At 71.5% G+C, this 23,436-nt stretch carries 22 protein-coding genes; 9 read left to right on the top strand and 13 right to left on the bottom strand.

The features are described 5' to 3' along the window. Positions 1 to 14 precede the first annotated feature (14 nt). Together rlmB and cysS are read right to left on the bottom strand one after the other, a co-directional pair. Positions 15 to 1,130, bottom strand: coding sequence for a 23S rRNA (guanosine(2251)-2'-O)-methyltransferase RlmB (gene rlmB / locus DFJ67_RS13170; protein ID WP_116068140.1), 1,116 nt, complete (start codon positions 1,128 to 1,130; stop codon positions 15 to 17). Further along, positions 1,130 to 2,557: a cysteine--tRNA ligase gene (gene cysS, locus DFJ67_RS13165; protein ID WP_116068139.1), complete on the bottom strand. Its 1,428-nt coding sequence runs from the start codon at positions 2,555 to 2,557 to the stop codon at positions 1,130 to 1,132. The genes rlmB and cysS overlap by 1 nt, the downstream gene beginning before the upstream one ends. Before the next feature lie 43 nt (positions 2,558 to 2,600). Between cysS and DFJ67_RS13160 the strand changes: the two genes are divergently transcribed. The 3 genes from DFJ67_RS13160 to DFJ67_RS13150 all read left to right on the top strand — a co-directional run bounded on the left by DFJ67_RS13160 (position 2,601) and on the right by DFJ67_RS13150 (position 5,266). Beyond that, positions 2,601 to 3,254 (top strand): IclR family transcriptional regulator, encoded by a 654-nt coding sequence (locus tag DFJ67_RS13160; RefSeq protein ID WP_116068138.1) that lies wholly within the window; start codon positions 2,601 to 2,603, stop codon positions 3,252 to 3,254. A gap of 108 nt (positions 3,255 to 3,362) precedes the next feature. Next, on the top strand, positions 3,363 to 4,274 hold the full coding sequence (locus DFJ67_RS13155) for a hypothetical protein (protein WP_116076141.1): 912 nt from the start codon (positions 3,363 to 3,365) through the stop codon (positions 4,272 to 4,274). Beyond that, positions 4,274 to 5,266: a LacI family DNA-binding transcriptional regulator gene (locus DFJ67_RS13150; RefSeq protein ID WP_116068137.1), complete on the top strand. Its 993-nt coding sequence runs from the start codon at positions 4,274 to 4,276 to the stop codon at positions 5,264 to 5,266. The genes DFJ67_RS13155 and DFJ67_RS13150 overlap by 1 nt, the downstream gene beginning before the upstream one ends. A gap of 13 nt (positions 5,267 to 5,279) precedes the next feature. On the opposite strand, the gene DFJ67_RS13145 is transcribed toward DFJ67_RS13150, so the two are convergent. Further along, positions 5,280 to 6,635: a class II fumarate hydratase gene (locus DFJ67_RS13145; RefSeq protein ID WP_239097230.1), complete on the bottom strand. Its 1,356-nt coding sequence runs from the start codon at positions 6,633 to 6,635 to the stop codon at positions 5,280 to 5,282. Positions 6,636 to 6,799: 164 nt separating this feature from the next. Here DFJ67_RS13145 and DFJ67_RS13140 point away from each other — a divergent pair, with 164 nt between their 5' ends. After that, complete coding sequence (locus tag DFJ67_RS13140) at positions 6,800 to 8,350, top strand: hypothetical protein (RefSeq protein ID WP_116068135.1); 1,551 nt, start codon at positions 6,800 to 6,802, stop codon at positions 8,348 to 8,350. 36 nt (positions 8,351 to 8,386) lie between these two features. Here the strand turns inward: DFJ67_RS13140 and DFJ67_RS13135 are convergent, their stop codons facing one another. From DFJ67_RS13135 to DFJ67_RS13125, 3 genes are all read right to left on the bottom strand, one after another. Next, the gene (locus tag DFJ67_RS13135; protein WP_116068134.1) at positions 8,387 to 10,060 is read right to left on the bottom strand and encodes a fumarate hydratase; all 1,674 of its coding nucleotides are present in this window, start codon (positions 10,058 to 10,060) and stop codon (positions 8,387 to 8,389) included. Positions 10,061 to 10,071: 11 nt separating this feature from the next. Next, complete coding sequence (locus tag DFJ67_RS13130) at positions 10,072 to 11,493, bottom strand: outer membrane protein assembly factor BamB family protein (RefSeq protein ID WP_147315502.1); 1,422 nt, start codon at positions 11,491 to 11,493, stop codon at positions 10,072 to 10,074. A gap of 72 nt (positions 11,494 to 11,565) precedes the next feature. Then, entirely contained in the window at positions 11,566 to 12,087 is a 522-nt protein-coding gene (locus DFJ67_RS13125; protein ID WP_116068132.1) for an Lrp/AsnC family transcriptional regulator, read from the bottom strand. Between the two features lie 119 nt (positions 12,088 to 12,206). Here DFJ67_RS13125 and hppD point away from each other — a divergent pair, with 119 nt between their 5' ends. The 4 genes from hppD (at position 12,207) to hisC (ending at position 16,096) form a co-directional block, all read left to right on the top strand. Further along, positions 12,207 to 13,403 carry a 4-hydroxyphenylpyruvate dioxygenase gene (hppD, locus tag DFJ67_RS13120; RefSeq protein ID WP_116068131.1) on the top strand — a complete coding sequence of 399 codons (1,197 nt, stop codon included), beginning with the start codon at positions 12,207 to 12,209 and terminating at the stop codon, positions 13,401 to 13,403. Positions 13,404 to 13,488: 85 nt separating this feature from the next. Next, entirely contained in the window at positions 13,489 to 14,037 is a 549-nt protein-coding gene (locus tag DFJ67_RS13115; RefSeq protein ID WP_116068130.1) for an RDD family protein, read from the top strand. Then, a complete protein-coding gene (locus tag DFJ67_RS13110) occupies positions 14,034 to 15,020 on the top strand; it encodes an RDD family protein (protein WP_116068129.1) in 987 nt (328 codons plus the stop codon). The genes DFJ67_RS13115 and DFJ67_RS13110 overlap by 4 nt, the downstream gene beginning before the upstream one ends. Then, positions 15,017 to 16,096, top strand: a complete 1,080-nt coding sequence (hisC, locus tag DFJ67_RS13105; RefSeq protein ID WP_116068128.1) for a histidinol-phosphate transaminase — start codon at positions 15,017 to 15,019, stop codon at positions 16,094 to 16,096. The genes DFJ67_RS13110 and hisC overlap by 4 nt, the downstream gene beginning before the upstream one ends. On the opposite strand, the gene DFJ67_RS13100 is transcribed toward hisC, so the two are convergent. The 3 genes from DFJ67_RS13100 to DFJ67_RS13090 are packed head-to-tail and all read right to left on the bottom strand — an operon-like array spanning position 16,093 to position 19,395. Beyond that, the gene (locus DFJ67_RS13100) at positions 16,093 to 17,343 is read right to left on the bottom strand and encodes an outer membrane protein assembly factor BamB family protein (protein ID WP_170215831.1); all 1,251 of its coding nucleotides are present in this window, start codon (positions 17,341 to 17,343) and stop codon (positions 16,093 to 16,095) included. The two genes, hisC and DFJ67_RS13100, sit on opposite strands and share 4 nt — an antisense overlap. A gap of 10 nt (positions 17,344 to 17,353) precedes the next feature. Continuing rightward, complete coding sequence (fahA, locus tag DFJ67_RS13095; RefSeq protein WP_116068126.1) at positions 17,354 to 18,562, bottom strand: fumarylacetoacetase; 1,209 nt, start codon at positions 18,560 to 18,562, stop codon at positions 17,354 to 17,356. Continuing rightward, complete coding sequence (locus DFJ67_RS13090) at positions 18,559 to 19,395, bottom strand: hypothetical protein (RefSeq protein WP_116076139.1); 837 nt, start codon at positions 19,393 to 19,395, stop codon at positions 18,559 to 18,561. Before DFJ67_RS13090 ends, fahA begins: the two co-directional genes overlap by 4 nt. 113 nt (positions 19,396 to 19,508) lie before the next feature. Here DFJ67_RS13090 and DFJ67_RS13085 point away from each other — a divergent pair, with 113 nt between their 5' ends. Continuing rightward, on the top strand, positions 19,509 to 20,678 hold the full coding sequence (locus DFJ67_RS13085; RefSeq protein WP_116068125.1) for a homogentisate 1,2-dioxygenase: 1,170 nt from the start codon (positions 19,509 to 19,511) through the stop codon (positions 20,676 to 20,678). On the opposite strand, the gene DFJ67_RS13080 is transcribed toward DFJ67_RS13085, so the two are convergent. The 4 genes from DFJ67_RS13080 to DFJ67_RS13065 are packed head-to-tail and all read right to left on the bottom strand — an operon-like array spanning position 20,675 to position 23,334. Next, a complete protein-coding gene (locus DFJ67_RS13080; RefSeq protein WP_116068124.1) occupies positions 20,675 to 21,595 on the bottom strand; it encodes a tetratricopeptide repeat protein in 921 nt (306 codons plus the stop codon). The two genes, DFJ67_RS13085 and DFJ67_RS13080, sit on opposite strands and share 4 nt — an antisense overlap. Positions 21,596 to 21,627: 32 nt before the next feature. Continuing rightward, positions 21,628 to 22,104 carry a 2-C-methyl-D-erythritol 2,4-cyclodiphosphate synthase gene (gene ispF / locus DFJ67_RS13075; RefSeq protein WP_116068123.1) on the bottom strand — a complete coding sequence of 159 codons (477 nt, stop codon included), beginning with the start codon at positions 22,102 to 22,104 and terminating at the stop codon, positions 21,628 to 21,630. Positions 22,105 to 22,113: 9 nt separating this feature from the next. After that, positions 22,114 to 22,806: a 2-C-methyl-D-erythritol 4-phosphate cytidylyltransferase gene (gene ispD, locus DFJ67_RS13070; RefSeq protein ID WP_116068122.1), complete on the bottom strand. Its 693-nt coding sequence runs from the start codon at positions 22,804 to 22,806 to the stop codon at positions 22,114 to 22,116. Between the two features lie 42 nt (positions 22,807 to 22,848). Continuing rightward, entirely contained in the window at positions 22,849 to 23,334 is a 486-nt protein-coding gene (locus DFJ67_RS13065; protein ID WP_116068121.1) for a CarD family transcriptional regulator, read from the bottom strand. Positions 23,335 to 23,436: the final 102 nt, after the last annotated feature.

Below are 23,436 nucleotides of genomic sequence, written 5' to 3'. Positions count from 1 at the left end.
GTGAACGCCGGCTGTCAGGCGGCGTCGCTCCGGCGTCGGGCGATCTCGGCGAGCGCGACCGCGGCGGCGACGCTCGCGTTGAGCGACTCCACCTCGGACACCATCGGGATGCCGACCCGCATGTCGCAGGTCTCGCCGACCAGCCGGGACAGGCCGCGCCCCTCGGAACCGACGACGACCACCAGCGGGCCGACCGCGGCTTCCAGGTTGTAGATGTCGGTCTCGCCATCGGCGTCGAGCCCGATCACCACGAAGCCCTCGCGCTGGGCTGCCTTGATCGCCCGGGTCAGGTTGACCACCTGGCTGACCGGCACCCGTGCGGCAGCGCCGGCGCTGGTGCGCCACGCGGTCGCGGTGATGCCGGCGGCCCGCCGCTCGGGGACGAAGACGCCCTGCGCGCCGAACGCGGCGGCCGAGCGGATCGTCGCGCCGAGGTTGCGCGGGTCGGTGATGCCATCGAGCGCCACCAGCAGCGGCGTGGGGTGCTCCAGCGCGGCCGCCAGCAGGTCGTCGAACGGCTCGTAGGCGAACGGCGGCACCTGGATGCCGACACCCTGATGGAGGACGCCGCCGGTCATCCGGTCGAGTTCGGCGCGGCCGACCTCGAGCAGCGGGATGCCGCGGTCGCCGGCGGTGCGGACGATCTCGGTGATCCGGTCGTCGATGTCGATGCCCTGCGCGACGTAGAGCGCGGTCGCCGGGACCATCGCGCGCAGCGCCTCGAGCACCGGGTTGCGGCCGACCAGCAACTCCGGCGCGTCGCGCGGAGTGTTGGAGCGGCGGCCCGGCGCCACCCGCGGGTTGCCACCACGTTGCGGTGCCTGCCGCTGGCTCTGCCTCGGCTTGCTGCCCTTGGTGCCCTTGCCCCAGGTGGTGTCCTTGGTGCCCGGCTGCCCGATCTTGGGGGCCCGACCTTCGGCCGCCGCGGCCTTCTTCTCCTTGGCCTGTTTCCAGGCGGTGCGGTTGGGCAGCTTCTCGGTGCCCGAGTAGCCCTTGTGCCAGGGCCGCTCGTCGGCGGGCAGGGTGCGTCCCTTGCCGGACAGGCTCGACCGGTTCTTGCCGCCGGAGCCGGCGGCCGCACCCTTCTTGGGGGTGACCCGTCGGCCACGTCGCTGTGAGTTGCCCGCCATCAGTCCCTGCTTCCGATCGTCCAACGCGGGCCGTGCGGGGTGTCTTCGACGTTGACCCCGGCCGAGTTGAGCTGGTCCCGGACCGCGTCCGCGGCGGTCCAGTCTTTCCTGCTGCGCGCCTGCGCGCGCTGGTCCAGCGCGAGCGCGACGAGCGAGTCGATGATCCCGCGCAGCTCTTCGCCCGGCGTGCCCCCGGTCGACGCGACCGACCAGGCCGGGTCGAGCGGGTCGATGCCGAGCACGTCGAGCATCGCCCGGACGCTGCCGAGCGCGGCGCGAACACCCGCGTCGTCGCCGGCCGCCAGCGCGGTGTTGCCGGCGCGCACGGTCTCGTGCACCACCGCGAACGCGCCGGAGGTGTTGAGGTCGTCGTCGAGCGCCTCGGCGAACGCCGCCGGTAGGTCGCCGGCCGGGATCGCGCCCACCGACTCGACAGCCCGCTCCACGAATCCCTCGATCCGTCGGTAGGCGGTCGCGGACTCACGCAACGCCTCGTCGGAGTAGTCGATCCGGGAGCGGTAGTGCACGGAGACGAAGTAGTGCCGCAGCTCGACCATCCGCACGCCGAGCGCCGTGACGTAGTCGAGGTCGAGCGCGTTGCCGGTCGACTTGCCCATCTTGGCGTCGCCCAGGTTGAGCAGGCCGTTGTGGACCCAGAAGCGGGCGAACGGCAGCCCGGCCGAACGGGACTGGGCGATCTCGTTCTCGTGGTGCGGGAAGGTCAGGTCGAGGCCGCCGCCGTGGATGTCGAACTCCGGACCCAGGTAGCGCAGGCACATGGCGGAGCACTCGATGTGCCAACCCGGCCGGCCGGCGCCCCAGGGGCTCGACCACTGCGCCTCGACCGGCTCGTCGGGCTTGTAGCCCTTCCAGAGCGCGAAGTCGCGCGGGTCGCGCTTGGCCCGGTCGGCGCTGTCGGCGGCGCTGGCCATCTCGTCGACCCGCTGCCCGGAAAGGGAGCCGTAGTCGGCGTAGGACTTGACGTCGAAGTAGACGTCGCCGGAACCGTCTTCGGCCGCGTAGGCGTGACCGTTGTCGATCAACTGGGCGATCAGGCCGTGCATCTCGGTGATGTGACCGGTGGCCCGCGGCGCGTAGGTCGGCCGCAGCACGTTGAGTGAGCGGTAGGCGGCGTCGAGGATGACCTCGTTGGCGTAGGCGATCGACCAGAACGACCGGCCCTGCTCCAGCGACTTCTGCAGCACCTTGTCGTCGATGTCGGTGATGTTGCGGATGAACCTCACCTGGTAGTCGTTGCGCTCGAACCACCGACGGAGCACGTCGTAGCTGACGCCGGAGCGAAGGTGGCCGATGTGCGGCTCGGACTGCACGGTGAGGCCACAGAGGTACATCGAGACCTTGCCGGGCTCTCGCGGGACGAATTCCCGCACCGACCGGGTCGCGGTGTCATGCAAACGCAGCGTCACCTGACAAGGGTAGCGTTGATCCGTTTACGCCTATGCTCGCGGTGTGACGCAGCCGGTCTATCGGGCGGGCGAGACCGCCCAGACGCTCGACCGCGGCCTGCGACTGCTCTATCTGGTTGCTGATACTCCCGAAGGACTCACGGTCACCGAGGCCGCCGACCGGCTGGGCGTGGGCCGGGCCGTGGTCTACCGGCTGGTCGGCGCGCTCACCTCACACGGCCTGGTCCGCCGCGACGGCGCGGGCCGGTTGCGGCTGGGTGCCGGGGTGCTGCACCTGGCCAGGCGCGCACACCCCGTGGTGATCGAGGCGGCGCTGCCGGCGTTGCGGCGGCTGGCCGAGGAGGTCGGGGCAACCGCCCATTTGACCATCGCCGAGGGTACGGAGGCAGTGGCGCTCGCCGTCGTCGAGCCGAGTTGGACCGCCTTCCACGTGGCCTACCGGGCCGGGTACCGGCACCCGCTGGCGCGGGGCGCGGCCGGGCGGGCGATCGTCGCGGGCCGGTCGGGTTCGCCCGATCCGGTGACCACCGTTGGTGAGCTCCAGGCGGGCGCGTTCGGGGTGGCCGCGCCGGTGCTCGGCGTCGACGGCCTGGAGGCGAGCGTGGGCGTGGTCGCGCTGGAGGCACTCGACCTGGCCGACGTGGGCCCACAGGTGGCGGCGGCCGCTGCGGCGGTCGCCGGAGCGCTCGGGTCCTAGCGCCTTTCCACAGCCTCCGCCGAGTTATCCACAGGCTGTGTACGGCGCAATCACGCGAGTTATCCACAGGTCTGTCCACCGGTCGTCGTTCTTTTCATGCTGGATGACATGACCCGCGAATCGCCCCGACCCGCGGCGCTCGAGTGGCAGGTGTTCCGCGGCAGCGCGGCCGTGTCGGCCGGCCTGCTGTCCGTGCACCAGTTGCGCGCCTCGTGCTGGGCCCGGCTGCGCCACAACGTCTACGCCGACTCGCGGTTGGCCCGCGACCACGCGCTGGCCTGCCGGGCGACGCTGGTCCGGCTGCCTCCGGGCTCGGTCGTGGTGGCCGGCCCATCGGCAGCGACCGCGCACGGCCTGCGGTCGGTCGCCGGTCTCGACGATCCGGTCCATCTGATCGTGCTCGGTGACCGCCGCGTCGGCACGTCGGGCGGCACCATCCTGCACCGGGTGCACCTCGACCCGGTCGACGTCTGCCACCGCCGGCTGCCCGGCGGGTCGGCCGAGGTGCCGGTCACCACGCCGGCCCGCACCGCCTGGGACGCGGCGGTGTGGCTCCCCCTGACCGACGCGGTGGCGATCGCCGACGCGCTGCTCTTCCACCGGCTCGTGACGCCGGATCTTCTCGCGGAGGTCGCGGCCCGGCTGGCCGACCGCCCGGGTGGCCGCCGGGCCGCGCACACGCTGTCGCTGGCCGACGCCGCGGCCGCGTCGCGGGCCGAGTCGGTGCTCCGGGTCCGTCTGTTCCTGGCCGGCCTGCCGATGGCTCGGGCCCGCCCGCCGGTGCTCGCGGTCCGACCACCGCTGGCCTGGCCCGAATACCGGGTCGCCCTGTGGTGCGCGCCCGACCGGCACAGCGAAACAGTCATGATCAACGATGGCTGGCTAGTGCTGCGTTTCTCGCCGCAGCGCGAGTTTTCCGAGGTGGTGCGCGAGGTCCGGGCGGCGCTGACAGCTCGCGGATGCCGAACAAAGCGAAAACAGGATGTCGTGGAGAGCGCTCTCTCCCCTAACATGCGGTGATGGAGGCAAAGAAGCCGACACTAGAAGACGTGGGCCGCGCGGCCGGTGTTTCCCGCGCGACGGCATCCCGCGTGATCTCCGGCGGCCGCAAGGTGTCCGACGACGCCCGCGGCCGCGTCTGGCACGCCGTCGAGTTGCTGGGCTACCACCCCGACCTGGCGGCCAGGGCCCTGGCAAAAGGCCACAGCGACGTCATCGACCTGATCGTCATCGACGACGCGGCCGTCATGCTGGGCAGCAACCCCTACTACAGCCGTGTCATGTCCGGCATCCTGTCGGCGCTGGCCGGCAGCGACACCCAGATGCGCGTCCACGTGATCGAGCAGCCCGACGCCCCACGCCGCCTCGACGACGTCGCCCGGATCGTCGGCGTCGGCGCGCTCCTGGTCAACGTGCCGCCAGAACTCGCGGCCCGCTTCTCGGCCCGCTGCGCCCGCGTCGTGTCCCTGGGCCACTCGGCGCCGGGCGTCCCGTCGGTCGAGGCGGAAAACGCGGAGGGCGCCCGGTCGGCGGTGCAGCATCTCTACCGCACCGGCCGCCGCAAGGTGGTCGCCGTCCACGGCAAGCAGGGCAACTCGTGTGCGACCGGCCGCCGCAGCGGCTTCCACTCCGCGTCGGTCGAGGCGGGCCACGAGCCCATCGGCGCCGAGGGCGGTTTCTGCCTGGAGGCGGGGTTCGACGGCACCAAGGAGTTGCTGGCCGCCCACCCCGACCTCGACGGCATCTTCGCGGCCTGCGACCTGACCGCGATGGGCGTGCTCCGGGCCTTGGAGGAAAGCGGCCGCCGGGTGCCCGACGACGTGGCTCTGGTCGGCTTCGACGACAGCTTCCTGGCCTCCGTCGCCACGCCGGCGATGACCTCGGTCCGCCAGCCGGTCGAACACATGGCCGCGCTGGCCACCCGGGCGCTGCTGGCCAGCGAGACCGGCCCCAACTGGCACCGGGTGGAGCCCGCACCGCTCCAGATCCGCCGCAGCTCGGCCGCGGCCTAGCCGGCGGCAGCGGCTAAGGCCGAGTCATCCGCAAGACGTCGAGGAGGGAGTCCAACTCGGCCTCGGAGATCTTTCCGGACGCCACGTGCCCTCGGTCGATGACCACCGACCGGATGGACCGCCCGCTGGCCAGCGCCTCCTTGGCGATGGCCGCGGCCTCGTCATACCCGAGATGCCGGTTGAGCGGCGTGACGATCGACGGCGACCCTTCGGCATAGGCCAACGCCACCTCTTCATTGGCAGCGAGCCCCACCACGCAGCGGTCCGCCAGCATCCGGCTCGCGGCCGCCAGCAGCCGGATCGACTCCAGGATGTTGCGCGCCATCACCGGGAGCATCACGTTGAGCTCGAAGTCGCCCTGCGAACCGGCGAACGCGATCGTCGCGTCGTTGCCGATCACCTGCGCCGAGACCTGCCGCACCGACTCACACACCACCGGATTGACCTTGCCCGGCATGATCGACGACCCGGGCTGAAGGTCGGGGATCCGCAACTCCCCCAAGCCGGCCCGCGGGCCGGACCCCATCCACCGGATGTCGTTGGCGATCTTGTAGAGCCCAACCGCCACGGTGCGTAGCTGCCCCGACGCCTCGACCAGGCCGTCGCGGGCACCCTGGGCCTCGAAGTGGTCCTCCGCCTCAGACAGCGGCAACCCGGTCTCGGCCCGCAACCGCTCGATCACCTTGGCCGCGAACCCGGGCGGCGTGTTGACCCCGGTCCCGACGGCGGTGCCACCCAGCGGCAACGAGGCGAGCCGCGGCAGGGTCGACTCCAGTCGGGCGATGCCGTTGCGCACCTGGGTCGCGTACCCACCGAATTCCTGCCCAAGGGTCACCGGCGTGGCGTCCATCAGGTGGGTGCGACCGGCCTTGACCACGTCGGCGAACTCCACGGCCTTGGCCGACAGCGCCCCGGCGAGGTGGTCGAGCGCCGGAATCAGGCTGTTGACCACGGCCTCGGTGGCGGCGAGGTGAATCGACGAGGGGTAGACGTCGTTGCTCGACTGCGAGGCGTTGACGTGGTCGTTGGGATGCACGTCGCGCCCGACCTCGCGGGCCGCCAGCGTGGCGATCACCTCGTTGGCGTTCATGTTCGACGAGGTGCCCGACCCGGTCTGAAACACGTCGATCGGGAACTGGTCGTCGAACCCACCACCGGCGACGTGGGCGGCTGCCACCTGGATCGCGGTGGCCAGGGCCGCGTCGATCACCCCGAGCTCGCCGTTGACCGCGGCCGCGGCCCCCTTGATCTGCGCGAGCGCCCGGATGTTGCCCGGCTCGATCCCGCGCCCGGAAACCGGGAAGTTCTCCACCGCCCGCTGCGTCTGCGCCCGCCACAACGCTTCGGCCGGCACGCGTACCTCGCCCATGGTGTCCCGCTCGACGCGGAACCCGTTCTTCTCCGCTGCACTCACCGCTCCATCCTCCCCCTCCGGGAGGAGACACGCAGAGTGATCCACACCCCTCTGCACGGGACATCGGTGGGTCGCGAGCGCACCTAGAATTTGCGATCGCCGATATTCAGGAGGAACGGTTGTTCCGTCTTCTGGTTGCCGCGGCGGCCATTGGCACAATTCTCATCCCGGCCGGGGCCGCCCAGGCCGCGCCGGCGAATCACCGGCCCGGCGTCCCGTCGAGCCTGTCCGTTTCCGGCATCGCCTGCGGCGACAAGGGCATCTTCATCGGGACCCCCACGCCCGAATTCGTCGCCGCTCTCGCCGACCCCGACTTCGGCGTCAACCCGTATGAAAAGGTCACCGCGACCTTCGCGCTGTGGCCGGTCGGCCAGCCCGGCCAGCGGGTCGAGTGGCCGGCGACTCCGCTGACCAGCGGCGGCATCGCCCGGGCAGCGGCGCCGGCGGCCCTGACCAACGGCGTGCGCTACCGGTTCGAGGTGCGCGGCACCGACGCGGCCGGCGCCCAGTCACGCTGGTCGCCGGAGTGCACCTTCACGATCGACACGACCGCGCCGCACGCGCCGACGGTGACCTCCACCGACTATCCCGCGACCGGCCAGGCCGGTGGCCCCGGCATCGCGGGCAGGTTCACCTTCGCGGTCGCGGGCGGCGACACCGATGTGGTGGCCTTCCGCTGGTCGGCGGTGGGCGCCGGGCTGACCGAGGTGCCGGTGGGACCCACGGGCAACGTCACCGTCGAGTTCACCCCGACCTCCTACGGCACCACCATCATCACGGTCCAGGCGATCGATCGCACCCTCATCCGCTCAGCCGCGACGACCTACACGTTCGTCGTGCGCAACACCGAGCCGCGGCTGACCGACCTGACGCCCGACGCGGGCCCGGGCGAGCCGCACACGTTCCGGGTCATCCCGGGCAACCTGGGCGGCCTCGTCTCCTACGACTACCGCCTCAACGACGAGCCGGCGCAGACCGTCGCAGCCGCGCCGGACGGCACCGCGACCTTCGTCGTCACGCCCACGGCACCGGGCCGCAACACCATCTTCGTCACCGGTCACACGGCCGCGGGTGTCCCCACGGCCGAGGCGTCGGCGGTCGTTTACGTGGTCTACCCGCCCACCACGCCCACGGTCACCTCGCCGGACTTCCCGGACGACGGCACCGCGCCGCCGCTGGTCGGCCAGGAGGTCACGCTGGTCTTCCACCCCGGCACTACGGGCGTGACCGAATACGTCTGGTCAACCGACTTCGGCGCCACCGAGCAGGTCGCGCCCGCCGGCCCCGACGGCACGGCCACCATCCGCTACACCACGCGCGAATTTCCCTTCCTGCCGTTGCAGGTGCGCAGCCGCACCGCCGACGGCACCGAATCGGAGACAGTCGAATTCGGCTGGGAACTCACCTCGCACGCACCGCAGGTCTCGTCACCGCAATACCCGATGTATGGGCACGGGAGCGGGCCGGGCGACTTCACCTTCGCACCCGCCCACGAGGGCGTGACCGGCTACGACTACTCCTTCAACGACGGCCCGGTCCAGACCGTCGACGGCGAGACCGCCACGATCACCTGGACCCCGGACACGACCGGCTTCGTCATGCTGCGAGTCCACGAACATGTCGGCGACATCGTTTCCGACGTGACGGAACACCAGTTCCACGTCGAGTGAGAGCAGGTGGTCGGCCGCCGGGCGGCGGCCGACCACCTACCGCTTGCCGATCTGAAGCGTCAGGGTGGGCTTGGTGACCTCGGCGAAGAAGTCGTTGCCCTTGTCGTCGACCACGATAAAGGCCGGAAAATCCTCGACCTCGATCTTCCAGATCGCTTCCATCCCCAGCTCGGCATACTCGAGCACCTCGACGTGCTTGATGCAGTCTTGCGCCAACCGAGCGGCCGGGCCGCCGATCGAGCCGAGGTAGAAACCACCGTTCTCGGCGCACGACTGGGTCACCTGCGCCGACCGGTTTCCCTTGGCCAGCATCACCTGCGAGCCGCCGGCCGCCTGGAAGCGCGCCACGTAGGAGTCCATCCGGCCGGCCGTGGTCGGGCCGAACGAACCCGACGCGTAGCCCTCCGGCGTCTTGGCCGGCCCGGCGTAATAGACCGCGTGGTCACGCAGGTAGGACGGCATCGGCTCGCCCGCGTCCAGGCGCTCCGCGAGCTTCGAGTGTGCGATGTCGCGGGCGACCACCAGCGGACCGGTCAGCGACAGCCGGGTCTTCACCGGGTATTTCGACAGCTCGGCCCGGATCTCGTCCATCGGCCGGTTGAGGTCGATCCGCACGACCTCGCTCGCGTCGAGTTGGGCGTCGGTGACCTCGGGCAGGAAGCGCGCCGGGTCGGTTTCCAGCCGCTCCAGCCAGACGCCCGACGGCGTGATCTTCGCGACCGCCTGGCGGTCGGCGGAGCAGGAGACCGCGATCGCGACCGGGCAGGAGGCGCCGTGCCGGGGCAGGCGGACGACCCGCACGTCGTGGCAGAAGTAGCGGCCGCCGAACTGAGCGCCGATGCCGAACTGGCGGGTCAGCTCGAGGACCTCGGCTTCCAGGTCGATGTCGCGGAAGCCGTGCGCCGACAGCGAACCCGAGGTGGGCAGGCCGTCGAGATACTTGGCCGAGGCCAGCTTCGCGGTCTTCAGCGCGTGCTCGGCCGACGTGCCGCCGATGACCACGGCCAGGTGGTAGGGCGGGCAGGCCGACGTGCCGATCAGCCGCAGCTTCTCCTCTAGGAACTGCATCATCCGCGTCGGGTTGAGCAGCGCCTTCGTCTCCTGGTAGAGGAACGACTTGTTGGCCGAGCCGCCGCCCTTGGCCATGAACAGGAACTTGTAGGCGTCGGGCTGGCCGCCCGGATCCTCGGCGTAAAGCTCGATCTGGGCCGGCAGGTTGGTGCCGGTGTTGCGCTCGTCCCACATCGTGATCGGTGCGAGCTGTGAATAACGCAGATTCAAGCGGGTGTACGCCTGGTAGACGCCCCGGGCGATGGCTTCCTCATCGGTGCCGTCCGTCAAAACGTGCCGGCCCCGCTTGCCCATCACGATCGCCGTGCCGGTGTCCTGGCACATCGGCAGCACGCCGCCGGCCGCGATGTTGGCGTTGCGCAACAGGTCGAGGGCGACGAAGCGGTCGTTGGGCGACGCCGCCGGGTCGTCGATGATCGAGCGCAGTTGGGTCAGGTGGGCCGGGCGCAGGTAGTGGGCGATGTCATGCATCGCCTCGGCGGTCAGCGCGGTGAGCACAGCCGGGTCAACGGTAAGGAACTGCCGCCCGCCCGGGCCTTTGACGACGTCGACGCCCTCGTCGGTGACCAGCCGATAGTCGGTCAGGTCCTCGCCGGTGGGTAGCAACGGGGAGTAGCTGAAGGCGGCGGCGTCGCTCATGAGCGGCTAGCCTAGCCGGCCTTGCAGACCTCTTGTTTGGGCCCGCCACAGTCGGCGCCGGGGCCCGGGGTGCCGCCGCCGGTGTTGCCGCCACCCGCCGGCGGGTTGGGCACCCCGCCGCTGCCCTGGAACGGCAGGTAGGCGAGGTCGCGGCCACTCACGATGATCAACCCGGCCGGGCCGACGGCGAGCACGTCGGCGTCCGAGCGCACGTTGACCAGTTCGGCGCCGGTGCCCGGGTTGAGCGCAATGATCTTGTCGGGCTTCTCGTCGACCACCACCACCGCGGGTGCGGTCAGGGCCACCTTGCCGGCCGACGTGACCGGGCGTTGCCAGTGGCCCCGGCCGCCGAGTTCGGCGCTGCGGATGGCGGCCGCGTCGGCGGTACGCGCGACCGCATAGCGATCATCGACGCCCAGCAGGTGCTCGCCGGGCGCACCGGTGAACAGGATCCGCCCGTCGTAGGCATCGATCACCAACTCGCGGGCGTCGGCCGCGACCCCGACGACCACGTTGCGACCGCCGGCCGGGTCGTCGCGCTGGGCGCAGCCGCCGTCTTTGGCCGTGCGCAGGTTGATGCCGGCGTTGCGCCACACTTCGCCACCGGTCGCCGCGTCCGACGCGACCACCGAGAAATAGCAGGTGCCGTCGGCGGAGACCGCCTTGATCCGGAGCACCCGGCCGCCGACCACGACGACCCGCTCGTCGCGGTCGGGCTCGATCTCGCGGACCACCTTGCCCTCAGCGGTGTCGACGACGTACACCCGGTTGTCGATCGGCAGCCCGACCATCGGCGGCATGAGGTCGGGGCCGCCGGCGTTGTCATCGATCCGTCTGGTGGTCATCGGCTTGGTGCCGAGGATGTCGGGGTTGTCGGCGAAGAGCACGAAGCCGATGCCGGGGATCTCGACGCTCCACCGCGGCGAACTGCCCTGCGGGTCCCAGGCCGACAGCGTGCAGTCTTCGGCGCCGTGGCAGCGCACGTCGAGCATCCCGTTGCGGTAGGTCCAGACGGCCCGCGCCTCGGTGTCGCGGCGGCGCACGAGACCCGACATCGGGTCGACCACCTCGTAGCCCTTGACCAGCAGCTTGCCGGTGACCACGACGGCGGAGTTGCCCTCGCCGGCGACCGCGGCCCAGTCGGCCTTGTGCTCCCAGAGTTGGGCGCCGGAGCCGAGGCCGCGCGACTCGACGAGGGTGCGCTGCTCGATGATGACCGCGCCGCCGGCGATGGTCGCGCTGCGCGGCGTGCCGCCGAGCCGCTGCTGCCAGAGGGGTGCGGGGGTGGTCAGCGCGCTGTCGGTGTTGACCATCGCCCAGACCTTGTCGAGGAACGGGGTCAGCACACCGGTGAAATAGCCCACGACGAGGAGGACCGCTACGAATAGGGCCCAGCACTTCACGCAGGGGCCCTCGCCTTTACCCCTCGCCACCCGGGCACCATAACGACACGCCGACGCCCGATCCGGGACGGCGATAAACCCGTGTCGATGCGGTTTGCGAGATTAATCCGCGTCTGCGGAAGCCTCGGCGGTCACAGCCGCGGGCGAGACCGCCGCCGCGACCAACGGCAGCACCCGGAACGCGATCTGCTCCGTCAACGAAATGATCGTCGACGCCCGGGCCACCGCGCCGTGCGACACGATCCGGTCGATCACCCGTTGCAGGTCGGCGTTGGAACGGGCGACCACCCGGCACATCAGGTCGCCGGAGCCGGTGATCGTGTGCGCCTCGAGCACCTCGGGGATCCGCGACAGGTGCACCGCCACCGGATCGTGCCCCTGCCGCTGGGAGATCTCCAGCGTCACGAACGCGGTCACGCCGTACCCGATGGAAGCGGGTTCGATCTCTGGCCCGAAGCCGCGGATCACGCCCCGGGTGACCAGCTTGTCGAGGCGGGCCTGGATCGTGCCGCGGGCCACCCGCAGCCGCCGGGAGCATTCGAGGACGCCGATCCGGGGCTCCCGGGCAAGCAAGTCGATCAAGGCGGCGTCCAACTCGTCGAGCTGGACAATTTGCGATGTCATTTCGCCCATCCCCCGGACGGATTGCACAAGCTGCGCAGACAATTCTAGGACAGTTGACCAGCATCTGGGACCCAGGTGACGCTCAGCATAGAAGGCAGCCACACGGAGGGGAGTCGACGATGACTCAGGCGCTCAACGAAACCGACCAGGCCACGGCCGACCGGCTGATCGGCGCGGTCGAGCACGACATCGCCGCCGATCCGTTCCCGGTCAAGGGGCTCGACCACGTCCTGTTCCTGGTCGGCAACGCCAAGCAGGCCGCGCACTACTACTCCACCGCGTTCGGCATGACCTGCGTCGCCTACCGCGGTCCGGAGCAGGGCTTCCGGGAGTACGCGGAGTACGTGCTCACCAGCGGCACCGCGCGCTTCGTCTTCCGCGGCGCGGTCAGCCCCGAGGCGGCCGACGCGGCGCACGTCGCCCGGCACTCCGACGGCGTGGTCGACATCGCGCTCGAGGTGCCCGACGTCGACGCCGCCTTCGCCTACGCCGTCCGCCAGGGCGCCGCCGTGCACACCGAGCCGACCGACGTCACCGACGAGCACGGCACGGTCCGCTACGCCGCGATCGAGACCTACGGCGACACCCGGCACTCGCTGATCGACCGGTCCCGTTACTCCGGGCCGTTCCTGCCGGGCTTCGTGGCCCGCAAGCCGATCGTCGACCGTTCCGCCGCCATCGCGGCCGGCGTGCAGCCGAAGCGCTATTTCCAGGCCGTCGACCACGTGGTCGGCAACGTCGAACTCGGCAAGATGGACCACTGGGTCGAGTTCTACAAGCGGGTCATGGGCTTCACCAACATGGCCGAGTTCGTCGGCGACGACATCGCGACCGACTATTCGGCGCTGATGTCCAAGGTGGTCGCCAGCGGCACCCGCAAGGTGAAGTTCCCGCTCAACGAGCCGGCGATCGCCCGCAAGAAGTCGCAGATCGACGAATACCTCGAGTTCTACGACGGGCCGGGCGCGCAGCACATCGCCATCGCCACCAACGACATCCTCGCCAGCGTCGACGCGATGCGGGCGGCCGGCGTGGAGTTCCTGGATACGCCCGACTCCTACTACGACGACCCGGAGTTGCGGGCCCGGATCGGCACCGTGCGGGTCCCGATCCAGGAGCTCAAGGATCGCAAGATCCTGGTCGACCGCGACGAAGACGGCTACCTGCTCCAGATCTTCACCAAGCCGGTCCAGGACCGCCCGACCGTGTTCTTCGAACTCATCGAGCGGCACGGATCGCTCGGCTTCGGCAAGGGCAACTTCAAGGCGCTCTTCGAGGCCATCGAGCGGGAACAAGAGGCGCGCGGAAACCTGTAACACTGTCCGGGTGCATCCCGACCCCCAGCCGCGCCAACCCGGGCCGCCGGCGGCTTACCCGCCGGCGGGCCCGGGTCACATACCAATGCAACAGGGGCCCGCCGGACCGCCCTGGACGCCGCCGCCGGCACCCATCGGCCCGAGCGGCGACCCGCTCGCGACCTTCGGCGACCGGTTCCTCGCCTACCTGATCGACGGCCTGATTGTCGGTTTGGTCACGCTGGTGCTGACCTGCCCGATCTTTTTCTTCGCTTTTTTCCTGCCGCTGATGAACGCGGAAAACTACGACAACGGCGAGTTCTCGGCCTTCCCGTTCCTGGCGTTCTTCCTGGCCTACGCGGCGGTGTTCGCGCTCCAGATCATCATCACCTACCTCTACTTCGTCGAATACCAGCTTCGAAGCGGACAGACGGTCGGCAAGCGGGTGATGTCGCTGCGGGTGTTGCCTATCCAGCCGGGTCGGCCGCTCGACCGGGGCATCCTGGTCCGCCGCTACCTGGTGCAGTTCGTCGCCGCGATCTTCGTGCCGTTCCTCAACATCCTCGACGGTCTATGGCAACTGTGGGACAAGCCCTTCCAACAGACCCTCCACGACAAGGCCGCCGAGACAGTGGTAGCTAAGGTCGTGCAGTGAGCTCAGTGTCCCCGGGTTGGTACAAAGACCCAGCCGAACCGACCACCCAGCGCTATTGGGACGGTGAAGGCTGGATCGGCGCGCCCATCCCCGCCGACGCGACCCCGCCCGACGGCCCGCCCGAGGAGCCCCCACCGCCGCCCCCGGAGCCGACCCCGCCGCCCGGCGGCAACCCGGCACCGATGTCGCCGGCCGGCCAGGTCGCCAACGGGACGCCCCTCTACGGCCAGAGCCACCCCGGCAACGGCTACCCGAGCTACGGGCAGCAGCAGTCGGGCTATGGGCAGCAGCAGTCGGGCTATGGGCAGCAGCCGGGCTACGGGCAGCCCCTCTATGGCCAGCAGCCCTACGGCCAGCCCCAGCCCTACCCCGTGCAGACCATGCCGCAGCCCGCGGCGGTGGCACAGGCCGGCGGAGTGCTCGCTTCCCCCGGGTTGCGCCTGGTCGCCCGCCTGATCGACATCGTCGCCGTGCTGCTGCTCAACGTGGTCGTCAACGGCTGGTTCATCTACCAATACTGGCAAGAGGTGCTGCCCTTCTACCGGGAGTTCAATTCCCGCGCGGCCGAGGGCGACTCGTTCGGTGAGCTGATGCGGTTGACGCCCAGCGCCGAGGCCAGCCGGCTCCAGATCGTGATCCTGGTGATCGCCTGCGCCCTTTGGTTCGCCTACGAGGTGCCGTCCGTCGCCAACAGCGGCCAGACCCTGGGCAAGCGGCTGGTCGGGATACGTGTGGTGCGCACCGACGGCGTGGCCAAGCTGGGCTTCGGCCGGTCGATGCGCCGGTGGAACATCCTCGGCCTGCCGATGCTGTTCTGGACCTGCTGCGTCGGCTTCATCTGGCAGTTCGTCGACTGCCTCTGGGTGACCGTCGACCGCCCGCTGCACCAGGCCCTGCACGACAAGGCCGCGCGGACCGTCGTGGTCTTCGCGCGAACCCAACCGCCGGCGGCGCCGCCGCCCTCTTCAGGAGGCCCGTCATGACACCTCGACTCACCCGGGCCGACCTCGACTCGCTGCCCAGCTACGTGCCCGGCCGCAGCCCCGCCGACCTGGCCCGCGAGCTCGGCATGACCGAGGCGATCAAACTGGCCAGCAACGAGGTGCCCTACGGCCCGCTGCCCGGCGTGGTCGAGGCGGTCACCGCGGCGGCCGCCGGCTCGCACCGCTACCCCGACATGGGCGTGGTCGAGTTGCGCGAGGCGTTCGCCGAGCGGCTCGGCGTCGACGCCGACCGCATCGCCACCGGCTGCGGCTCGGTCGCCCTCGCCGAGCACCTGGCCCGGGTGACCTGCCTGCCCGGCGACGAGATCCTCTACTCGTGGCGGTCGTTCGAGGCCTACCCGATCATCGCGGCCACCACCGGCGCGACGAGCGTGCGCGTCGCCAACACGGCGGGGCACGGCCACGACCTGGGTGCCATGTCGGCGGCGATCACCGACCGCACCCGGATGATCCTGGTCTGCAACCCCAACAACCCGACCGGCACCGCGATCGGCCGCGCCGCGCTCGACCGCTTCCTCGACAGCGTGCCCGACGACATCCTGGTCGTGCTCGACGAGGCCTACCGGGAGTTCATCACCGATCCCGACGTGCCCGACGGCCTGCGCACCTACGGCGACCGGCCCAACGTGGTCGTGCTCCGGACCCTGTCCAAGGCCTGGGGCCTGGCCGGGATCCGGATCGGCTACCTGGTCGCGCAGCCCAGCGTCGCGGCCACGGTCCGCAAGGTCGTCACGCCGTTCTCGACCAGCCTCGTGGCCCAGGCCGCCGCGCTCGCCGCGCTCAAGCAGGCCGACGAGGTCGAGCGCCGGTGCGCGCTGGTGGTCGCCGAGCGCGACCGGGTCACCACCGCGATCCGCGACCTGGTGCCCGACGTGCCGGCCTCGCAGGCCAACTTCGTCTGGCTGCCGCTGGGCGCCGGCTCCGGCGAGTTCGCGGCCGCGTGCGAGAAGCAGGGCGTGATCGTTAGGCCGTTCCAGGGCGAGGGTGTCCGCGTCACGATCGGCACCCCGGCCGAGAACGACGCGTTCCTCGCCGCCGCGGCCACCGCGCTCTAGGAGCGGGCGAGCAGCACCGGTTGGGCGTCGAAGTAGTAGTCGGCGTCCTCCGGGGCCGCCGGGTCCGCCAGGCGCTCGGTCAGCACGAAGCCGTCCACGGCGTAGGTGAAGCCGGGCACCCAGTCGGTCTTCTCGGCGAAGTAGGTGTAACGGATCCGGGATCGCTCGGCGCCGGTCGCGGCGTCGAGCGTGACCAGGTCACGATCGGCCGTCAGCACATGCACTGCGCCCGCCTGCACGGCGATGACCTGCGCACCGGGCCGACCCAGGTCGTGCCGCCACCGGGGCGCGCCGTCGGCGGCGTTGGCGGCGACGACCGACGTGCCGTCGACCGCGACCGTCAACCCGTCGACCAGCCAGGCATCCGCGGCCGCCAGCCCGGGCCCGACGCTCCCCTCGACCGCCTCGCCGACCTGCCGCGGCTGCGGCGCGTCGAAGAGCCACGCGGTCCGGTGGCCGCCCTGGTCGATTCGCAGCCCGGCGCAGCCCGACCGGGGTGCCGGGCAGTCCAGCGGCTCGGCGGCCGGGTCACCGGCGCTCCGCGGGATCGTGCCGGCGGCCGCTCCGGTGCCCGCGTCGACCAGCGTGATCGCGGTGTCGCAGGAGCGCAGCACCGCCACCCGGTTGTCGGCGGTGGTGAAGCCGCTCGGGTCGGCTCCGCCGCAGGGTGCCGGGTTGCGCCAGCCCGCCGCGCCGGTGGTCGCGTCGTAGGCCTGTGTAGCGGTCGCGCCGGCCACCACCACCGTGTTGCCGGCGAGGAACAGGCCAGGCGGCTCGTAGACCGTCGACGCGCCGGTGCGCCGGCCGGCGTACCCGGATGACGCGGGTTTCTCGCCCTTGGCCCGCCAGGTGGCGCGCCCGGTGCGGGCGTCGAGCCCGACGAGTTCACCGTCGGACCAGCGGGTGATCACCGTGGTGCCGGCGGCGACCACCCCGACCAACTCGGCCGGCCAGCGCCGGAACGACCAGTAGGGCGTGTTGAGGTAGCGCGAGTCGACCGGACCGTCGGCCCGGACCTGGCGCTTGTCGGCGATCACCCGGAGCCGGCCGTCGACGATCAGCGGCGTGGCCGGCAACGTGCCGAGCACGGCCGCCGGGTGCGCAGTGGGTGCCGCGGGATAGCCGGACGATGGCTCGGCGAACACCTCGCCGGGCGCGAAGACCCGGTAGACGACGAGACCGGCGCCCGCGACCAGCACGAGGCCGGCGAGCACCGCGACCACCCGGCGCCGGGCCGATCCCACCACGGTGGGCACCCTACCGGGGCGGCGGGCCGGCGGCGACGATGGTGCCGCACACCTCACCCAGGCCGACCGTGACGCCGTCGGGGCCCGGCGCGGTCGCGCTGATGGTCACCGTGTCGCCGTCTTCGAGGAACGTGCGCTCGCCGCCGTCGAGCTTGACCGGCTCGGCGCCGCCCCAGGTGAGCTCCAGGAACGAGCCGGTCTCCTCGCGGGTCGGCCCGGAGACGGTGCCCGACGCGTAGAGGTCACCGGTGCGCACGACGGCGCCGTTGACGGTCAGGTGGGCGAGTTGCTGTGCCGGGGTCCAGTACATGCCGGCGAACGGCGGCCGGCTGACCACCGTGCCGTTCCAGTCGACCGCGAGCCGCAGGTCGAGGCCGAGGTGCGGGATGTCGCGCAGATAGTCGAGCACCGGCGGGTCCTGCTCGGGCGCCGGCAGCCAGGCGTCGGCGAGCGCGTCGAGCGGCACCACCCAGGGCGACACCGAGGTGGCGAACGACTTGGCCAGGAAGGGACCGAGCGGCCGGTATTCCCAGGCCTGGAGATCGCGGGCGGACCAGTCGTTGACCAGCACGACGCCGAAGACGTGGTCGGCGAAGCTGTCGACCGGCACCGGGGTGCCCAGCGCCGAGGGCGTGCCGACCACGAAGCCGACCTCGGCCTCGATGTCGAGGCGGGTCGAGGGCCCGAAGACCGGGCCGGCCGGGGTCGCCCGCTGGCCGCTCGGGCGGGTCACCGGCGTGCCGGAGACGACCACCGTGCCGCCCCGGCCGTGGTAGCCGATCGGCAGGTGCTTCCAGTTGGGCGGCAGCGGCGCCTCGTCGGGCCGGAACATCCGGCCGACGTTGGTGGCGTGCGCTTCCGACGAGTAGAAGTCGACGTAGTCGCCGACCTGGAACGGCAGGGCAAGCTCGACCTCTTGGAGCGGCACCAGGAGCGGCTCGACGGCGGCCCGGTGTGCCGGGTCGGTGAGCAACTCGGTGACCCGCGCCCGGACCGCGCTCCACTGTGGCCGGCCGAGGGCCAGGAAGGCGTTGAGGGTCGCCGTGCGCAGCGCGCCGCCCGCGAGCACCAGCCCGGCCGCCTCGGCACCGTCGAGGTCGAGCAGCAGGTCGCCGATCCGCACCCCGATCCGATCGGGCCGGCCGCCGTGCCGGAACACCCCGTAGGGCAGGTTGTGCACGCCGTACGGCGAGCCCGCCGCACCCGGAACCCAGGTCATCCCTCGTATCCCCCGTTTATCAGGCCGAGCCGGATCAGGTCGGTCAACGGCTCGATCATGCTGCACGACCCGAACCCGACCCACAGGCCACGCGGATGGTCGCGGCGGGCCCGGGCCGGCTCGATCAGCGGCACGGCGTCGGTCGCGGCGAGCACCTCGGCCACGTCGGCGACCTCCCCGCCGTCGGCCGCCAGCGCGGCGCCGACCAGCACGTTGAGGAAGCCGTGGTGGGTGAAGCCGGTCTCCGGGTCGGCGTGCCGGATCGCATGGTGCAGGCCGGCGGTGAGCTTGAAGGGCAGGTCACGCTCGCGGCAGGCGCAGATCACCGCGGCCAGCTCGACCGGGGTCGGGAACAGCTCGGCGGCCAGCCCGCCGGTGCGGAACTTGACCGCGACCCGTGCGCCGTTGGCCCGGGCCGATGCGACCGTGTCGAGGCCGGCCAGCAGCCCGAAGGTGAGCGGCAGTTCGGCGTAGACGTCGACGTCGGGCAGCCGGTCGGCCAGCGCCAGCAGGCGGGCGATGCCGGGCTGCGGGTCTTCGCCGCGCTTGGCCGCGGCCGCCTCGATCTGCCGGACCGTCACGCGCGGGTCGTCGGGCACGCCGAGCCGGTCGATGGGCAGGTCGCCGATGATGCCGATGCCCAGCCGCTCGGCCGGGTCGAGCAGGGCGGTGAGGGCATCCACCGACGACGCCGGCACGAGCAGCGGGCCGACCAGGTCCGCGTACCAGGCGGTGCGGTGCTCGCGGTGTGCCGTGACCGCGTCGGGCAGCGCGGCGTTACCAGGCGGGAACACCGCCGCGTCATCGACGAGTCGATGGAAGAGCGGGGCGATCAACGGCTGGTCGGTGGGTGTCCGGCGATCGGTTGACACGGTTACTGAACTTAGTAGACGCTACAAGAAACGGACAACGGCGTCCGATTATCGGACGCCGACGGGAGGTCGACATGCCCTACTACCGCAGCGTCGGCGAGGTGCCCCGCAAGCGGCACACCCAGTTCCGGCAGCCCGACGGCAGCCTCTACGCCGAAGAGCTGATGGGACAGGAGGGCTTCTCGTCCGATTCGTCGCTTCTCTACCACCGTGCGATGCCTACCGCGATCGTGGCAGCCGAGGAGTTCGACCCGCCCGCCTGCACCCGCACGCCCAACCGCCCGCTCAAGCCGCGGCACCTGCGCACCCACAAGCTCGACACGCCCGGCGCCGACCCGGTGCTCGGCCGGGCCCACCTGCTGGCCAACGACGACGTGCGGATCTCCTACGTGACCGCCGACCGGCCGTCCCCGCTCTACCGCAACGCGGTCGGCGACGAGTGCCTCTATGTCGAGTCGGGCACCATGCGGGTCGAGTCCACGTTCGGCGTCCTCGACGCGGCCGCCGGCGACTACGTGATCATCCCGACCTCGGTGATCCACCGGCTGGTGCCGACCGGCGCCGAGCCGGTGCGTGTGTTGGCGATCGAGGCGACCGGCCACATCGGCCCGCCGAAGCGCTACCTGTCGGTGCGCGGGCAGTTCCTGGAGAACTCGCCCTACTGCGAACGCGACATTCGCGGGCCTTTGTCGCCGATCGTCGAAGACGGCACCGACGTCGAGGTGCTGGTGCAGCACCGCCGCGGGTGGACCCGGCACGTCTACGCCAACCACCCGTTCGACGTGGTCGGCTGGGACGGGCACCTCTACCCGTGGGCGTTCTCGATCCACGACTTCGAGCCGATCACCGGTCGGGTGCACCAGCCGCCGCCCGTACACCAGACGTTCCAGGGTCCTAATTTCGTGATCTGCTCGTTCGTGCCGCGCAAGGTCGACTATCACCCGCTGTCGATCCCGGTGCCCTACAACCACCACAACGTCGACTCCGACGAGTTGCTCTTCTACACCGGCGGCAACTACGAGGCCCGGCGCGGCTCCGGGATCGAGCAGGGCTCGATGTCGCTGCACCCGTCGGGCTTCACCCACGGCCCGCAGCCGGGCGCCGCCGAACGGTCGATCGGCATCGACTATTTCGACGAGCTCGCGGTCATGGTCGACACGTTCCGCCCGCTCGACCTCTGCGACGCGGCACTGTCCTGCGAGGACACCGGCTACGCGTGGACCTGGTCGGGACGCACCATCTAAAGGCGCATCTTGGAGACCAGCGCGACGCCGGCCACCGCGGTCGCGGCGATCGCCACCACCAGCGGCCAGGGCGTGCCGATCCAGGCGTAGAGCAGGATCAGCAGCGGGCCGGCCAGGGCGGCGTAGCCGGCGACGGCCGAGGCCCGGTCGGCGTGCAACTGGCCGCGCAGCGGCTTCGGCAGCCGCATGGCGAGCAGCCCGAGCAGGCCCAGGCCGCCGGCGCCGAACACCAGGGCCAGGCCGCGCGACGCGCTGGGCGTGGTCGGGTGCAGCGTGGCGGTCAGCACGGCGACCGCGACCGTGTAGGCGCTGGCGTAGACCGCCATCGTGGTGACCCGGTGGTCGCCGACGGCCAGCGGGGCATACCGCCGCAGCCGGCCGCTGACCGTGGCCAGCTTCGGGTCGAGCCGCACCGCCTCGCCGCGGGCCCGCTCGGCCAGGTCGGTCAGCTCGAGGCGCCCGGCGATCCCGGCCAGCACCAGGTGGGCCCGGGCGTTGTCGGGCTCCAGCGCGACCGCGTGCCAGGCGGCGTCGAGCGCCCGTTGCCCATTGCGCGCCTCACCGAGGATCGCGGCGCCGTGCAGTTGGGCGTATGGGTCGTCGGGGCCTGCGGCCAGGATCTGGTCGGCGACGGCCGCGGCCTCCTTGAAGCGGCGCAGGTCGCACAGCGCCAGGCCCTGCTCGACCAGCGGCGGCAGCGCATCGGGATCGGCCGCGCAGGCCCGCCGGGCGGCGGCCAGGCCGGCTTCGGCCCGACCGGCGGCGAGCTCGACCGCGGCGAGCAGAACCAGCGCCTCGGAGTTGCCGGGATCGCGGGCGATCGGCTGGTCGAGCTCGGCCACCGCCTCGTCGTAGTGACCCAGCTCGGCGAGCAACTCCGCGCGGCGCAGATATCCCTCGGTCGGATCGGCGTCCATCCCCGTCACGCGCCCGAGCGTAACGCTGACGATCAGGCTGACGGGAGCAACAGCGCGACGGCGATGCCGGCCAGGCCTTCGCCGCGGCCGGTCAGGCCGAGGCCGTCGGTGGTGGTGCCGGAGACCGTGACGGGTGCGCCGGCGGCCTCGCCGAGCACCTTCTGGGCCTCGTCGCGGCGTGGGCCGATCTTCGGGCGTACGCCGATGACCTGCACGGAGATGTTGCCGATCACGAAGCCGGCCTCCCGCACCCGGCGGGCGGTCTCGGCGAGCAGCGTGACGCCCGACGCGCCGGCCCACTCGGGCCGGTCGACGCCGAAGTTGCTGCCCAGGTCGCCGAGCGCGGCCGCGGAGAAGAGCGCGTCGCAGGCGGCGTGTGCGGCCACGTCGCCGTCGGAGTGGCCGGCCAGGCCGTCGACGCCCGGCCAGAGCAGGCCGGCGACCCAGCACTCCCGGCCCGCCTCGAAGCCGTGCACGTCGGTGCCGATGCCCACCCGAGGAAGCTCCACGGGGGCAGCCTATTCGCTGGCGAGCAGGTGCTCGGCGAGCAGCAGGTCGAACGGCCGCGTGATCTTGAGCGCGTGGTCGGAGCCGGGCACGCAGGTCACGCGTACGCCCTGTTTCTCGACCAGGCCCGCGTCGTCGGTGAGGGGGTCGACGGCGGCGGCGTGCGCGGCGGCCAGGACCTGCCGTTGGAAGCCCTGTGGCGTCTGCACCGCCCGCAACGGCGCCCGGTCGACCGTGCCGCGGACCTCGCCGGTCGGGCCGACCTCTTTGATCGTGTCGACCACCGGGAGGACCGGGATCACCGCTTCGGCGCCGGCCCGGACCGCCGCGGCGACGGCCTCGACCAGGGCGGGCGGCGCGAGCGCGCGAGCGGCGTCGTGCACGAGCACAATCGGGAGATCCGGGGGTACGGCAGCCAGCGCGGCCGCCACCGACGCCTGCCGATGGTCGCCGCCGGCCACCACCGTGACGGGTGCGACGGATGCGAGCATGGCCCGCACCGCGTCGACCTCGCCGGGCGGGGCGGCCACCACGATCACCGCGACGGAGGGCGCCAGGCACAGCCGGCGCAACGCGTGCACCAGCAGTGGCTCGCCGCCCAGCAGCCGCAGCGCCTTGGGTGCGCCGGGGCCGAGCCGGGTGCCGCTGCCCGCAGCTGGAACGAGGACCGCGACGTCACCGCGCGGGTTGAGCTGCGCGGTCACGTCGCGGTCCTCGCGAGGAGTTGATCTGTTGCGGAACGGACGTCAGGCCTCGGTGAGCACCTTGTCGAGGAGAATCTCGGCCTCGTCCTTGGTGCTCTTCTCAGCGAGCGCCACCTCGCCGACCAGGATGTCGCGCGCCTTGGCGAGCATGCGCTTCTCGCCCGCCGACAGGCCGCGCTCCCGCTCACGACGCCAGAGATCACGCACGACCTCAGCAACCTTGAGCGGGTTGCCGGACGCCAGCTTCTCCAGGTTTGCCTTGTAACGCCGCGACCAGTTGGTCGGCTCTTCGGTGTGCGGAGCACGGAGCACATCGAAGACCTTGCTCAGGCCCTCTTCCCCGACCACCTCACGCACGCCAACGATCTCGGCGTTTTCAGCGGGCACCCGCACAGTCAAGTCACCCTGAGCGACCCTGAGAACCAGGTAGAGCTTTTCCTCGCCCTTGATGACCCGAGTCTCGATTGCCTCGATGAGTGCGGCCCCGTGGTGGGGGTAAACAACGGTCTCGCCGACACTGAAAACCATAGGTTCGAAACCCCTTTCGCTGTGTCTAGGGTAACACGCGGGAGCACCGATGTCCCATCCCGGTCCTGACCGTTAGTGCAGCTCAGAGGGCTTGTGACAGGT

Origin of the sequence: Asanoa ferruginea (assembly GCF_003387075.1) — a bacterium.
Taxonomy (GTDB): Bacteria; Actinomycetota; Actinomycetes; order Mycobacteriales; family Micromonosporaceae; genus Asanoa; species Asanoa ferruginea.
This window is presented reverse-complemented; position numbering and strand designations above follow the sequence as displayed.

Excerpts from the sequence above, each read along its gene's own strand:
- DFJ67_RS13150 (WP_116068137.1), top strand. The coding sequence starts at position 4,274 with ATGGAGGCAAAGAAGCCGACACTAGAAGACGTGGGCCGCGCGGCCGGT.
- DFJ67_RS13115 (WP_116068130.1), top strand. The coding sequence starts at position 13,489 with ATGCAACAGGGGCCCGCCGGACCGCCCTGGACGCCGCCGCCGGCACCC.
- DFJ67_RS13085 (WP_116068125.1), top strand. The coding sequence starts at position 19,509 with ATGCCCTACTACCGCAGCGTCGGCGAGGTGCCCCGCAAGCGGCACACC.
- DFJ67_RS13145 (WP_239097230.1), bottom strand. The coding sequence starts at position 6,635 with ATGGGCGAGGTACGCGTGCCGGCCGAAGCGTTGTGGCGGGCGCAGACG.
- DFJ67_RS13125 (WP_116068132.1), bottom strand. The coding sequence starts at position 12,087 with ATGACATCGCAAATTGTCCAGCTCGACGAGTTGGACGCCGCCTTGATC.
- rlmB (WP_116068140.1), bottom strand. The coding sequence starts at position 1,130 with ATGGCGGGCAACTCACAGCGACGTGGCCGACGGGTCACCCCCAAGAAG.
- hisC (WP_116068128.1), top strand. The coding sequence starts at position 15,017 with ATGACACCTCGACTCACCCGGGCCGACCTCGACTCGCTGCCCAGCTAC.
- DFJ67_RS13135 (WP_116068134.1), bottom strand. The coding sequence starts at position 10,060 with ATGAGCGACGCCGCCGCCTTCAGCTACTCCCCGTTGCTACCCACCGGC.
- fahA (WP_116068126.1), bottom strand. The coding sequence starts at position 18,562 with ATGACCTGGGTTCCGGGTGCGGCGGGCTCGCCGTACGGCGTGCACAAC.
- DFJ67_RS13080 (WP_116068124.1), bottom strand. The coding sequence starts at position 21,595 with ATGGACGCCGATCCGACCGAGGGATATCTGCGCCGCGCGGAGTTGCTC.
- DFJ67_RS13155 (WP_116076141.1), top strand. The coding sequence starts at position 3,363 with ATGACCCGCGAATCGCCCCGACCCGCGGCGCTCGAGTGGCAGGTGTTC.
- hppD (WP_116068131.1), top strand. The coding sequence starts at position 12,207 with ATGACTCAGGCGCTCAACGAAACCGACCAGGCCACGGCCGACCGGCTG.
- DFJ67_RS13065 (WP_116068121.1), bottom strand. The coding sequence starts at position 23,334 with ATGGTTTTCAGTGTCGGCGAGACCGTTGTTTACCCCCACCACGGGGCC.